Source organism: Yoonia sp. (assembly GCF_030731595.1).
Lineage (GTDB): Bacteria > Pseudomonadota > Alphaproteobacteria > Rhodobacterales > Rhodobacteraceae > Yoonia.
In genome coordinates, this window is the sequence record NZ_JANQTS010000108.1 from 1 (window position 1) to 11671 (window position 11671).

General features: G+C 59.0%; 19 protein-coding genes. 12 read left to right on the forward strand and 7 right to left on the reverse strand.

Features of this window, described 5'->3' with window-relative positions; genetic code table 11:
- Positions 1-1250, forward strand: a 1250-nt coding sequence (gene aspS / locus NWQ23_RS13630) for an aspartate--tRNA ligase (protein ID WP_306166931.1), incomplete at its 5' end; no start/stop codon positions are given.
- Here aspS and NWQ23_RS13635 read toward each other — a convergent pair.
- Positions 1247-1963, reverse strand: coding sequence for a response regulator (locus NWQ23_RS13635; RefSeq protein ID WP_306166932.1), 717 nt, complete (start codon positions 1961-1963; stop codon positions 1247-1249). The genes aspS and NWQ23_RS13635 overlap by 4 nt on opposite strands.
- A 125-nt stretch (positions 1964-2088) precedes the next feature.
- On the opposite strand from NWQ23_RS13635, the gene mce reads away from it, so the two are divergent.
- Together mce and NWQ23_RS13645 are read left to right on the forward strand one after the other, a co-directional pair.
- A complete protein-coding gene (gene mce, locus NWQ23_RS13640) occupies positions 2089-2493 on the forward strand; it encodes a methylmalonyl-CoA epimerase (protein WP_306166933.1) in 405 nt (134 codons plus the stop codon).
- Positions 2494-2553: 60 nt separating this feature from the next.
- A complete protein-coding gene (locus NWQ23_RS13645; RefSeq protein WP_306166934.1) occupies positions 2554-2841 on the forward strand; it encodes a DUF1467 family protein in 288 nt (95 codons plus the stop codon).
- Here the strand turns inward: NWQ23_RS13645 and NWQ23_RS13650 are convergent.
- The 4 genes from NWQ23_RS13650 to NWQ23_RS13665 form a co-directional block, all read right to left on the reverse strand.
- Positions 2828-3517 carry an EI24 domain-containing protein gene (locus NWQ23_RS13650; RefSeq protein ID WP_306166935.1) on the reverse strand — a complete coding sequence of 230 codons (690 nt, stop codon included), beginning with the start codon at positions 3515-3517 and terminating at the stop codon, positions 2828-2830. The two genes, NWQ23_RS13645 and NWQ23_RS13650, sit on opposite strands and share 14 nt — an antisense overlap.
- A complete protein-coding gene (locus NWQ23_RS13655; protein ID WP_306166936.1) occupies positions 3514-4092 on the reverse strand; it encodes a nitroreductase in 579 nt (192 codons plus the stop codon). The genes NWQ23_RS13650 and NWQ23_RS13655 overlap by 4 nt, the downstream gene beginning before the upstream one ends.
- 195 nt (positions 4093-4287) lie before the next feature.
- The gene (locus NWQ23_RS13660; RefSeq protein ID WP_306166937.1) at positions 4288-5385 is read right to left on the reverse strand and encodes a class II histone deacetylase; all 1098 of its coding nucleotides are present in this window, start codon (positions 5383-5385) and stop codon (positions 4288-4290) included.
- A 29-nt stretch (positions 5386-5414) separates the two neighbouring features.
- Positions 5415-5648, reverse strand: coding sequence for a hypothetical protein (locus NWQ23_RS13665; RefSeq protein WP_306166938.1), 234 nt, complete (start codon positions 5646-5648; stop codon positions 5415-5417).
- Between the two features lie 103 nt (positions 5649-5751).
- Between NWQ23_RS13665 and NWQ23_RS13670 the strand changes: the two genes are divergently transcribed.
- Entirely contained in the window at positions 5752-6462 is a 711-nt protein-coding gene (locus NWQ23_RS13670; RefSeq protein WP_306166939.1) for a M48 family metallopeptidase, read from the forward strand.
- A 1-nt stretch (position 6463) separates the two neighbouring features.
- Here NWQ23_RS13670 and NWQ23_RS13675 read toward each other — a convergent pair whose 3' ends face one another.
- Entirely contained in the window at positions 6464-7102 is a 639-nt protein-coding gene (locus NWQ23_RS13675) for a hemolysin III family protein (protein ID WP_306166940.1), read from the reverse strand.
- Positions 7103-7251: 149 nt separating this feature from the next.
- Between NWQ23_RS13675 and NWQ23_RS13680 the strand changes: the two genes are divergently transcribed.
- The 6 genes from NWQ23_RS13680 to NWQ23_RS13705 all read left to right on the forward strand — a co-directional run bounded on the left by NWQ23_RS13680 (position 7252) and on the right by NWQ23_RS13705 (position 10055).
- Positions 7252-7611 carry a diacylglycerol kinase gene (locus NWQ23_RS13680; protein ID WP_306166941.1) on the forward strand — a complete coding sequence of 120 codons (360 nt, stop codon included), beginning with the start codon at positions 7252-7254 and terminating at the stop codon, positions 7609-7611.
- 91 nt (positions 7612-7702) lie between these two features.
- Positions 7703-8080, forward strand: coding sequence for a hypothetical protein (locus NWQ23_RS13685; protein ID WP_306166942.1), 378 nt, complete (start codon positions 7703-7705; stop codon positions 8078-8080).
- The gene (locus tag NWQ23_RS13690; protein ID WP_306166943.1) at positions 8073-8555 is read left to right on the forward strand and encodes a hypothetical protein; all 483 of its coding nucleotides are present in this window, start codon (positions 8073-8075) and stop codon (positions 8553-8555) included. The genes NWQ23_RS13685 and NWQ23_RS13690 overlap by 8 nt, the downstream gene beginning before the upstream one ends.
- Positions 8556-8588: 33 nt before the next feature.
- On the forward strand, positions 8589-9128 hold the full coding sequence (locus NWQ23_RS13695; protein WP_306166944.1) for a hypothetical protein: 540 nt from the start codon (positions 8589-8591) through the stop codon (positions 9126-9128).
- Between the two features lie 70 nt (positions 9129-9198).
- Complete coding sequence (locus tag NWQ23_RS13700; RefSeq protein WP_306166945.1) at positions 9199-9729, forward strand: lipopolysaccharide assembly protein LapB; 531 nt, start codon at positions 9199-9201, stop codon at positions 9727-9729.
- 71 nt (positions 9730-9800) lie between these two features.
- A complete protein-coding gene (locus NWQ23_RS13705) occupies positions 9801-10055 on the forward strand; it encodes a DUF6455 family protein (RefSeq protein ID WP_306166946.1) in 255 nt (84 codons plus the stop codon).
- A 47-nt stretch (positions 10056-10102) separates the two neighbouring features.
- On the opposite strand, the gene ppk2 is transcribed toward NWQ23_RS13705, so the two are convergent.
- Positions 10103-10960 carry a polyphosphate kinase 2 gene (ppk2, locus tag NWQ23_RS13710; protein WP_306166947.1) on the reverse strand — a complete coding sequence of 286 codons (858 nt, stop codon included), beginning with the start codon at positions 10958-10960 and terminating at the stop codon, positions 10103-10105.
- A 149-nt stretch (positions 10961-11109) separates the two neighbouring features.
- Between ppk2 and NWQ23_RS13715 the strand changes: the two genes are divergently transcribed.
- Both NWQ23_RS13715 and NWQ23_RS13720 read left to right on the forward strand, forming a co-directional pair.
- On the forward strand, positions 11110-11343 hold the full coding sequence (locus NWQ23_RS13715) for a hypothetical protein (protein ID WP_306166948.1): 234 nt from the start codon (positions 11110-11112) through the stop codon (positions 11341-11343).
- A gap of 104 nt (positions 11344-11447) precedes the next feature.
- A complete protein-coding gene (locus NWQ23_RS13720; protein WP_306166949.1) occupies positions 11448-11591 on the forward strand; it encodes a hypothetical protein in 144 nt (47 codons plus the stop codon).
- Positions 11592-11671: the final 80 nt, after the last annotated feature.

An 11671-nucleotide genomic window follows, 5' to 3' on the forward strand; every position in this document is an offset into this window, starting at 1 on the left:
AGCAGCTGATCATGGTGTCGGGCTATGACAAGTATTTCCAGATTGCCCCCTGTTTTCGCGATGAAGACCCGCGTGCGGACCGGTCGCCCACGGATTTCTATCAGCTTGATTTGGAGATGTCCTTTGTCGAGCAGCAGGATGTCTTTGACACGATCCAGCCGGTGCTGACCGGAATTTTTGAGGAATTTGGCGGCGGTCGCAAGGTTGACCAGACCTGGGAGCAAATCTCGTATCGTGATGCGGCCCTGTGGTATGGCACCGACAAGCCCGACCTGCGCAACCCGATCAAGATGCAGGTCGTGTCCGAGCATTTTGCGGGATCCGGTTTTGCGATTTTTGCAAAACTGCTGGAGCAGGAAGGCACCGAAGTGCGTGCAATCCCTGCGCCGACGGGCGGGTCGCGCAAGTTCTGTGATCGTATGAATGCCTTTGCCCAGAAAGAAGGACTGCCCGGGATGGGCTATATCTTCTGGCGCGAAAAGACCGCTGATTCCGTGGCGCAAGAACTGGGCATTTCGGTGAAAGAGGCGCAAGCCAAGTTGCAGGCCGGTGAGGTCGAAGGCGGGATGGAAGCGGCTGGCCCGCTGGCCAAGAATATCGGGCCAGAGCGGACCGAGGCGATCCGTCAGCAGTTGGGCCTTGGTCTGGGTGACGCGGCCTTCTTCCTTGGCGGCAAGCCGAAGGCGTTTGAAACGGTTGCGGGCAAGGCCCGCACCGTGATCGGCGATGAACTGGGCCTGACGGACCAGAACCGTTTTGCCTTTGCCTGGATCGTGGATTTCCCGATTTACGAACGTGATGCCGAGACCGGCAAGATCGATTTCGAACATAACCCGTTTTCGATGCCGCAAGGCGGGATGGAGGCGCTGCAAGGCGATCCCGAGGATGTGCTTGGCTATCAGTATGATCTGGCCTGCAACGGATACGAACTGGTGTCCGGTGCGATCCGGAACCACCGCCCCGAAATCATGTTCAAGGCCTTCGAGATCGCCGGTTATGGCGAAGACGAAGTGCGCAAGCGGTTCGGTGGCATGGTCAATGCCTTCCAATATGGCGCGCCTCCCCACGGCGGCTGTGCGGCTGGTATCGACCGGATCGTGATGTTGCTGGCCAATGCCTCCAACATCCGCGAGGTGATCATGTTCCCGATGAACCAGCGCGCCGAAGATCTGATGATGGGTGCGCCCAGCGAGCCGATGAACGAGCAGTTGCGCGAATTGCGGTTGCGGGTTCTGCCGCCCGAAAGTTAAACCGGCCCACCTGCGGCAATGCGTGCTTGCACGATCTGCGACAATGTCGCGACCCCCTGCAAAGGGTCGCGGCCCTTATGCCGGATCTGCGCCAGATTGGTGACGGCTGCATCAAGATCGTGATCCCGCGCAATACGTGCAACGCCGCCCAGAAACTGGGTGACATAGTCCAATGTGCTGCCTTCGTCCCCGTCTTTCAGCAATTGCGCCACATGGGTCAGATCATCGCGATAAGCGATCAGGTCGGGGCTGATCCGTTCGTCCTGCACCAGACGGGGCGCGGGCGGCTGTCTGTTGACCGGCAAATGGGCGAGGATGGCGGATTGAAAGGCCGTAAGGCTGTCCATCGGTTTGTCGATAAACCCGTCTGCACCGGCGGCCATGACATCGGCCTTGGCTGTCGTATCGCCGCTCATCCCCAAAATCACCTCGATCTTGGGTGTGGCCTGTGCCAGCGCGGTGATCAGCGCCAGACCAGAGCCGTCAGGCAGCCCCACATCCACCAAGATTACCGTGGGCCGGTAAACCGCCAGATGCCGCCGCGCGTTTTCAAGGCAATCGGCCCGCCTGATCCGCGCGCCAGAGCGCAAACACATCAAGCGCACGGCCTCGCTTGCAAAGCGGCTATCCTCGACCACCAAGACGGTCAGGCCCAGCAACGGGCGGCGTGCGGTTGGCGCACGGGTGAACAGTAGGTCGTCAATCGCATCCATTGTGATTCTTCCCTCTCATGGCAGGCCTTCATTCAAAGCAGCACAAGGTGAACAGGTCCTTAACAAGATCGCGCGTTGCACCCACCGCCACCCCGCGCCATATTGCGCAAAAAGGAGAATTGCCCATGATCGGTCGCCTGAACCACGTCGCTATTGCTGTTCCGGATCTGGAGGCCGCAAGTGCGCAATACCGCACGATGCTGGGGGCCGATGTGGGTGCTCCGCAGGATGAACCCGATCACGGGGTCACTGTGGTTTTCATCACTCTGCCAAACACCAAGATCGAATTGCTTTATCCTTTGGGAGAGGACTCTCCGATCCGGGGGTTTCTTGACAAGAACCCGGCGGGCGGGATTCATCATATCTGCTACGAGGTTGATGACATCTTGGTGGCCCGCGATCATCTGCTGGCCGAAGGGGCCCGCGTGCTGGGTGGTGGAGAACCCAAGATCGGCGCCCATGGCAAGCCTGTTCTTTTCCTGCATCCAAAGGACTTTCAGGGCTGTCTGGTGGAACTTGAACAGGTCTAGCCCTTGTTCTGACCGCTATTCGGCGTATCTGTCCCCCAACGCTTTGTGAAAGGAAATCCCATGGGTCCTGTCTCTGGTCTGGTGCTGCTTGCCGTCATCTGGACGCTTGTTTTCTTTATCGTCCTGCCGCTGCGTCTGGAAACCCAAGGCGAGGCGGGCGAGATTGTGCCCGGTACCCATGCCTCTTCACCTGCGAATTTCGATATCAAGCGCAAGGCAAAGATCACATCCCTTTGGGCAGTGCCGATCTGGGCCGTGATCGCCGGTGTCATTCTGTCCGGCGCCATTACGGTCCGCGACATCGACTGGTTCGAGCGGATGTCGACCCCTGAGGTCAGTCGCGATTAAGCGCGTGATAAAGGTGCGTGAAGGTTGCCGCACCCAAGATCGGGATCACCAGATTGATCAGCGGAAATGACAGCGGAACCGCCATCAGGCAACCCGCAAGCCAGATCGTGCCTTGATGCCGCTTGCGCAGCGCCTTGGCCCCCTCGCGCCCGATCCGGCGCATGGCGGCAAGCTGGAAGTACTCCCGACCCAGCAAGAACCCGTTGAGCGCGTAGAAGATGAAGAAGGCTGCGAAAGGGAAGATCGCGTAGAGGATGAAGGCAAAGAGATTTGCCCCGATCAGAACGCCCAGAAAGTTGACCGTATCGCGCAACCCGTCGCCAAAGCTGACGCTTGGGACGCGGGGAAGTGCCGGGAAGTGCTTGTCCTCGACGGCTTGCGCGACCTCGTCCAGAAACAGCGATGTGATGGCCGAGGCGACAGGCACCATCAGGAACATCGACAGCACAATGACCAATCCAAGTGATCCCCAGCTCAGCAGATCGCCCAGCCACGTGACCTCGCCCACGCCGGGCAGGGTGATGGGTGCGGCGGTGAGCCACTCGACGATCCAAAGCAAACCCGCATAAAGCCCGATCAGCAAGGCAATGGTCAGCCCAATCCCCCGCCAGAGTACAGAGCGGAACCGCACATCAGGCAATTGCGCCAGTGCCTTGAGGAAAGACGCCAGTATCATGCGCTGACCCAGGTCGTAATCGCATCCAGATCAGGGCGCGGGCGTTCGGGTGGGGCGCTGGATTCGGAGCCAAGATGGATGAAACCCGCGACGCTTTCGTGATCTGCAAGGCCGAGCCCTTCGCGGATGAAATCGCGGTCGTGGCTGGCCCAGCCAGAGAGCCAGTTTGCCCCCCAGCCTGCCGCCAGTGCCGCATTGACCAGTGCCAGACAAACGGCCCCAGCCGAATAAACCTGTTCGATCTGCGGTATCTTTTCGGACGGTTTTGGTGCGCTGATCACGGCTATGGCCAGATCGGCATTGGCATATTGCGTCTGCGCCTTGTCGATGGCCTCAGGCTCCAAGCCCAATGCGGCCCCACGCACCACAACCAGATCGGCCAACCGCGCAAGGGCGGCTTTTTCCAAGACCACAAAGCGCCACGGTTCCAGCTTGCCGTGATCGGGTGTGCGCGCGGCGGCGGTCAGCAGCGTTTGCACCGTCGCACGGTCGGGCACTGGCGTGGTCAAGGTTTTGGCTGGCCGCGACCTGCGGGTCAGCAGGAATTCGAGGGCGGCGGGGTTTGGCGTCGGCATGTCGGCTCCTGCGGTTTGTTGAACAGCAGATATGTCGTCACAGGGGCGGTGGCAACGGGGAGCGCATCATTGGGCTTTGGTTTCGCACCGCCGTTGTTTGCCGAAATGACTGGCGATCACCCCCAACGGATCGCGCCTGAAACGCCAAAAAGCCCAATATAGATTTGCCGGATGTGTGAAGGTGTCTGTTGCGCCCTAAAGTGCATCCACCATATCGCCGATCACTCCGTCCAGAAACGCATCGAACCTTGCGTCGGGTTGGCGAAGGGGGAAGACCTCGGCAAATGGGTCTGGCGCGCTGATTGCGCTGCCGGACATTTCCTGTAGCACGTTGTGCCCGCAAAACGGCACATAGGTTTCGGAATAGCCGCCTTCGTGGACCATCACGAGCCTGCCGCCGCAGACATCATCCGCCAGTGCCATGACGGCCTTTGTCATCTGCCGAAAGGTCTCGGACGTGGCCAACATCCGCCCCAACGGGTCGTTCGCTGCCGCGTCATAGCCGCAGGCGATAATCAGAACGTCAGGCTCAAAAGCGCGGATCGCAGGCAGGGCAAGCCGGTCCATCGCGGCCAGATAGCCTGTGTGCCCCGTGCCGGGTGGCAGCGGGATATTGAGGTTATAGCCCAGCCCCGCACCTGTGCCACGGTCGGCGAATGCACCCGTGTCCATCGGGTAGTTCCGGTCCTGATGCAGCGAGACGGTCAACACATCATCGCGGTCGTAGAATACGGCCTCGGTCCCGTTGCCGTGATGCACGTCCCAATCGAGCACAGCAAAGCGCCGGGCCAGCCCTGCGGCCCGCGCGGCCTCGATCGCGATTGCGATATTGTTGAGCAGGCAGAACCCGTTGGGATAGTCGGGAAGGCAATGGTGACCGGGCGGGCGCGAAAGGGCGTAAGCGTTCTTCAACTCACCGCGCAACACGGCAGCGAGCGCTGTTTTGGCCAGACCAGCCGAAAGGGCCGCAACCTCGTATCCGCCGGGACCAAAGGGGGTACGCCGCCCGAGTTCGCCGCCTGATTTGTCGGAAAGCGTCTTGAATTCATCCAGATAGTGGGCCGGATGGACCGCAAGCAGGTCTTCGCGCGTCGCAGGCTCCGCCCCGCGCATATCAAGCGCGCGGGCAAGGCCAGTGACTTCGATCAGGTTTTTCAACCGGCGCTTGGTCTCTGGGTTTTCGGGCAGGCCGCCGTCCAGTGGTTGCACCAGCCCGCCCACGGGCAACATCCCCGCGTAATTGCCGCCGCCATGCCAGAAACAGCGTTCATCCCAAAAAAATCCGGTCGTCATTTCGGCCCCGTTCTATTTGCCCTGAAAGGTCAAGTCTTGCGCAGTTGGTAAACCCCTTCGGGCAAGTCCAAAGCGGCCTGTAAATCCCGCAATTGTAGAAGCGAGAGGGTCACGCGCGTCACAGTTTCCGTGCGCGGATCAAATTGGGTGACGGTCACGCAATCATCAAAGGCATTGATGATCACATCTTCCTGAAGCGGTGCTTTGCCTTCGTCGATCAAGGTGACAACGGTGGCATCATAGTCGTGTTCAATGGTAAACATTGTTCCAGCCTAGCTGGCGTTTGTGTCGGGTGCAATCGACACTGGTCCGGCTGGCCCAAGCTGCTAGAGTCAGCACATGTGATGCCGTTTCAGGAGGTCAGAGATGCGTTTTTTGCCCGTTGCCATGATACTCGCACTTGCGGCTTGCGAGCCCGTGGTTGTGAGCGATGCGCCGGCCGTTGCGCCGCTACAGCCGGCCGCCTCTGCGCCGCCGGTGTCGCGGCAGCAGGCCATCAACAATTTCAATATTGCCGTGGCGCGGATCGAACCTGTGGCAGAGCGCCTTTGCCAGCAGCGGTCCCCGCAGCAGAATTGCGACTTCCGTATTGTTGTGGATGACCGGCCGGGCCAAGGGGTCAATGCCTATCAAACACTCGACCGCAGCGGCCGCCCGATTATCGGCTTTACCGTCCCGATGATCGAAGAAGCCCGCAATCAGGATGAAATCGCTTTTGTCATGGCCCATGAGGCCGCACATCACATTGAAGGCCATATTGCGCGCCAACAGCAGAATGCAGCGCTCGGGGCTGTTTTGTTGGGCACCCTTGCCGGGGCTTTGGGATCAAGCGATGCGGGTGCGCTTGATACAGCACAACGCTTGGGGGCCAGCGTGGGTGCGCGCACCTATTCCAAAGAGTTCGAGCTGGAAGCCGACGCGCTGGGCACGCGGATCGCGGCAGCGGCGGGATTTGATCCGCTCAGGGGGGCCGAGTTCTTTTTCCGCATTCCTGATCCGGGTGATCGTTTCCTGGGCACGCACCCGCCCAACGCAGAGCGCCTCAGGACGGTTCGGCAGGTGGCTGCAAGCCTCTAGGCTAGACCAGCGCGTTGGCAGCCAGCGCAATCGCGGCAAAGAAACAGGCCGAGGCCGTCACGACAAAACCATGCCAGATCGCGATAGAGAATTTCATCGTCTCTGACGCATAGAACGGCACGCCTGCGGTATAAAGCAAACCACCGACCGCCATCAAAACCATGGACGACATCGGCACAATCGGCCAAAGCGACCAGATCAGTGCAAGGCTCAGCCAGCCCATGATCAGATAAAGTGCAGGTCCGAACCGTCCCGGTGTGCGCCAGAAAAAGAGTTTCAGGATCATGCCGACAATCGCCAGCCCCCAGACGAGGCTGAGGATGGCATAGGCAAACCCGCTGCCGATCATCACGACCAGCGGCGTGTAGGTCCCCGCAATCTTGAGATAGATGGCCGCGTGATCAAAGCGGCGCAAGACGGGCCGGAGCGGTTCCCAAGGGGTCATGTGATACATGGCAGAGGCAACGAATGTCGCGATCAGAGTGGCCCCATAAATGGACAGGGCGGCCACCTGTGCCGGACTGGCATTGCCTGATGACCAGACGATCAACACGACCGCGCCAATGATCGCCCCCAACACGCCCACGGCGTGCATGGTGCCGTCGGCAATCCTCTCGGAACGGGCATAAGTTGGATACATGGCGTATGGTCCTGTTTGTCTGTGACCAAGGGTAGACGGCCCGCCCTTGGCGTCAAATGTTTCGTTGGGTCATCTGGGAGGCTTGGCATCAGGAAAATCCTGTCACACTCTGGGCTCAGCCAAACAGACAGAGCCGAAGGAGTAAGAGCATGTGGCAGCAAATCCTGCGTGTAAGACAGCGAGCGATCTGGTCATGGGACGGCTTTGCCCATGTGCTGAAAACCGAAGGCTCACTCATGCAATGGCTGGTGGCAAATGCGGTATTCGGGGTGCTGGCCTTTCTGCTGCCGCTCTCGGCCGGCGAGCGGGGCATGTTGCTTATGGGTGGGATCACCATTCTGGCTGCCGAGTGCATGAACACGGCGATCGAGCGCGTTGTCGATGACATCAGTCTGGACAGACGCGATGCGGCCAAACACGCCAAGGACTGCGGATCTGCCGCAGTTGCAGTCACAGCTGTCGGCGTTGGCGTGGCTTGGTTCTGCGTGATTGCAGGATTGATCTGGTAGCGATCTGCTGTTGCTGATTCCACCCAGAAATGCGTTGAGATATGAGGTTCTCGTGTTACTGTCGCTGGAATTTTAGGAAGAGGAGGTCCATTTGGCCAACCAAGACCTAGACGGCATTTTCGGGTCGACCCTGACAGATATGGTCGCTGGTATCGGAAAAAGTGTTGCGCAAGCGGCGGAACAACTGAACCTGGAGCAACTGAATGCGCTTAAAACCTACCCCCAAGAGTTGCGCGAAATGGGTATCCCGCCGGTCTTTTATCATATGCAGGATGTGGATGTTGAACTCAAAGTTGTTATGGAAATGAGTTCCACCACCGAAGAGGGACAGCGTGGTCGTATCGCGGCATACTTCTTTGGGCCAAAGCTGACCCAAACTGATACCATCGAGACAAGCAGCGCGTCGACGATGCGTATGCGGTTCGCGCCCGGCCCGGTGAGCGAAAGCGGCGGGGGCGGAGATGGCTGAGGATGAACGCACACCCCCGGTAGATGTCAGGGTCACCGAATTACCCGAGGCCTTTACGATACTGCTGCAATCACTCGTGGAACGGCTGAACGGGTTTGAAGCCCGCGAGACAAGGATGCACCAAAAGATTGCGATGCTCGAAGCGCAGATCGGCGCGCTCGGAGGCGGCGGCGCAGGTGGTGGGCCGTTTGGTGCCGGAGGGCCAGTCCATGCCCCAGAGCACAGAGACGAAGACACACAAATGGTCGATGCTGGCGAATTCGCGCAAGCGCTTGGCGAACAAATCTTGGCCGGTTCTGACGAAAACAGCGACTTTATGATCGACAACGTCACGATCGAAGCTGTGGGAGGGCTTGGTCAAAAGGGCACGCGTGCGCAGATCGCTACGAATGCCAGACAGCAGGCGGTCAGCCAGAATGCGTCAAAGATCACCTTCTCGGTGCGGCGACGCAAATCAATGAAGATCGTCGAGTAACAACAAAAGACATCAAAAGAGGGATATTGAAAGATGAGTATTGGTCAGGAACTATTGAACGTACCTTTTGCCGAAATGGTCCAGAAACTGGCGCTTTCGGTTGCGGAGTCGCAGACAGAGCTGGATCGGCATTCAACCAATGCTGCGAAATTCATGGCCGACCAGAAAATCCAGCTTCCTGATTTGTCGAACCTGAATGGCGCGCCCAAAGAATTCAGCCTGCTTGCGATGGGTTTCCTGCCGTCATTTTATGCCGTGCAGGAAGCAGAGATCGAAGTGAAGATGGCGATCTCGATGGCCAAACAGACAGAGAAGTCCGGTAGCGCCTCGGTCAAAGGTGGTTGGGGGCCTGTCGCAGCACAGGTCAATGCGAGCTATTCTTCGCGGTATGCCTACAACCAAGAGGGCGCAAGTAGACTAACGATCAAACTCGCTCCGGCTGACCCGCCCATCATGCTGCAAAAGTATATGGAGGCTGTCACCGGTGCCATGCTTGCGGCAAATCCTGTGATCGCTGAGGGTGGAGGCTCTGAAGCAGAGCAGACGGAAGAGCGGAAACCGCGCCGCAGCTAATGTCAGGGGCGCATGCTTTCCTAATCTACAGGCCGCACTAGATCGTCTTTCAGACTTAATGGAGTGACCCATGCGCCTGATTACCTTGACCCTAGCCCTGTTCCCGATGGCGGCCTTTGCCGTGGGCAGTGACATGGACACCCCGCCGACCCCGTCGGAAACAACAACGACCTGTGCGGAAGGACTTGTCTGGGACCTTGCCACGCAAAGCTGCATGACGCCGGAGGCCAGCACAAATGACGACAGTGCGCGTCTGAATGATGTGCGCGAACTGGCCTATGTGGGCCAGTATAAGGCGGCCCTGAATGTTCTTGATACGATGGAAAACCCGCAGTCCTCGATGGCGCTGACCTATTACGGGTTCAACCACCGCAAAGCAGGGCGCGTCGATCTGGGCATGCGCTATTACGATGCGGCACTTGTCGCGGACCCGGATAACATTCTGGCGCGGTCTTACATGGGACAAGGGCATGTGGCGTCAGGCAACGCGGCCCTTGCGCAAGAGCAACTGACAGAAATCCGGATGCGTGGCGGGCGCGGCACCTGGGCCGAGGCCGCCTTGCAGCAGGCGATCATGACAGGCGTTGGTCCGTCCTACTGACTTGATCTAGCGCAAAGAGCCGTTTGCGGGGGGATGCTATCACAGCCTCACCCGCAAACGGAGGATCAAGGATGCAAACCCTAGGCAACGCCCGCGACCATTTCTGGCGCGTCATCAAAATGGCCAAGGCCTGTGATGTGGACCTGTCGAGCGCGCTGGACGAGGGCCAGATCGACATTGATGACTACGCGCAGATGATTACCAAGTGTCAGGGCTGCACACAGGTCGGCACTTGTGACAAGACATTGGCGGTCGCGCCAAAGCTGGCCGAAGCCCCCGATTACTGCGAAAATCGCGAAACATTCGCTGAATTGCGCCAAGCCTGAACCATGATTGCCAAGAAAGAAGGCGCTGCAATCCGCAGCGCCTCTTTTTATGCTTTCACCCGACGGGTATCGGGGTGAAGCGCCGTTCCAAGGATATGATCAGCGTGGTGGATCACCTTCTTGGCGCTGCCCACAATCTCTGGCTGAGGCGCTTGGGCAATTGCATGATCCTTGCCGGGGTAGTCCAGCGTCGAGAGGAAATGGCGCATGCAATTGAGGCGGGCGCGTTTCTTGTCGTTTGATTTGACGACTGTCCAAGGGGCGTCTGCTGTATCGGTATAGAAGAACATCGCCTCTTTGGCTTCTGTATAGTCTTCCCACTTATCAAGGCTGGCCTTGTCGATGGGTGAAAGCTTCCACTGCTTGAGCGGATCAGTCTCGCGCGCCTCGAAGCGGCGTTTCTGTTCATCCTGCGTGACCGAAAACCAGTACTTGTAAAGCCGGATGCCCGAGCGGGTCAGCATGCGTTCCAATTCGGGTGTCTGGCGCATGAATTCGAGGTATTCCTCTGGTTCGCAAAAGCCCATCACCCGCTCGACCCCGGCGCGGTTGTACCAACTGCGGTCATAAAGGACCATTTCGCCGGATGTGGGCAAATGCTCGATATAGCGCTGGAAATACCATTGGCCGCGCTCTTCGTCCGTGGGCTTGTTCAGGGCCACGACACGGGCCGCGCGCGGGTTGAGGTGTTCGGTAAAGCGCTTGATCGTGCCGCCCTTGCCAGCCGCATCGCGCCCCTCGAACAACAAGACAAAACGTTGTCCGGTCTCTTGCGCCCAAAGCTGCACTTTAAGCAATTCTGCCTGCAGTTCTGCTTTCTCGGCTTCATAGGGGCGGCGGGCCAGCCTTGGCATGCGGGGCGCACGACGGGGTCTTGGCTTTTCATCCACAGCGGTGTCTTTCATGTCCCTCTCCTTGGTTTGCTGGCCTCATCCTAGCAAGTGCTGGAAAAGCGCGCTTTGATGTGGGTCAACGGCTGCGGCAACTGGTCTGTTGGATTTTCAGGCGGTTTGCCCTAAGTTTCTTTCCATCCGTAGCCCGCAGGAGGAAAATCATGCGACTTACTGTACTTGCCTTGACGATTCTGCCTTTCGCCGCACAGGCCCAAGAAACGACGCTGCCCGCCCCGTCCGAGCCGTTGGCCCAAAGTCAGGCCTGCCCTGTCGGGATGACGTGGAACGCCGCCGCACAGGCTTGTGGCATTGGTGGCGACGCCGCGACACCCGCACAAAGCCTGCCGGGTCAGAGCGGGTGCAGCCATGGGGCCGCGCGCGAAGTCACATCCTAAGCCCTAAGGCCCGTTGCAGGATGATCGGCGCAAACCGGCCGCGCTTGTAAAGCGGGGCAGGGGTCGCCACCTGTCATAGAGCCGCCCTATTTCGGGACGGCGCTATGAAAGGGATTACCATGTCCTTCAAAGATCTTGATAAGCAAAAAACTCCCGACGCCGTAGCAGGGCAGGCCGCCAAGCCAGCAAAGCCTGCCGAGACGCCAAAGGCGAAAGCGGTTGACGCCAAGGCACCAGCGAAAAGCTGACCCCTGCGCGGGGCGAGCCCGCGATAGATAAGTTCGTGCGAAGGCGCGTCATGTGAATGATGCGCCTTTTGTTTGTTCTG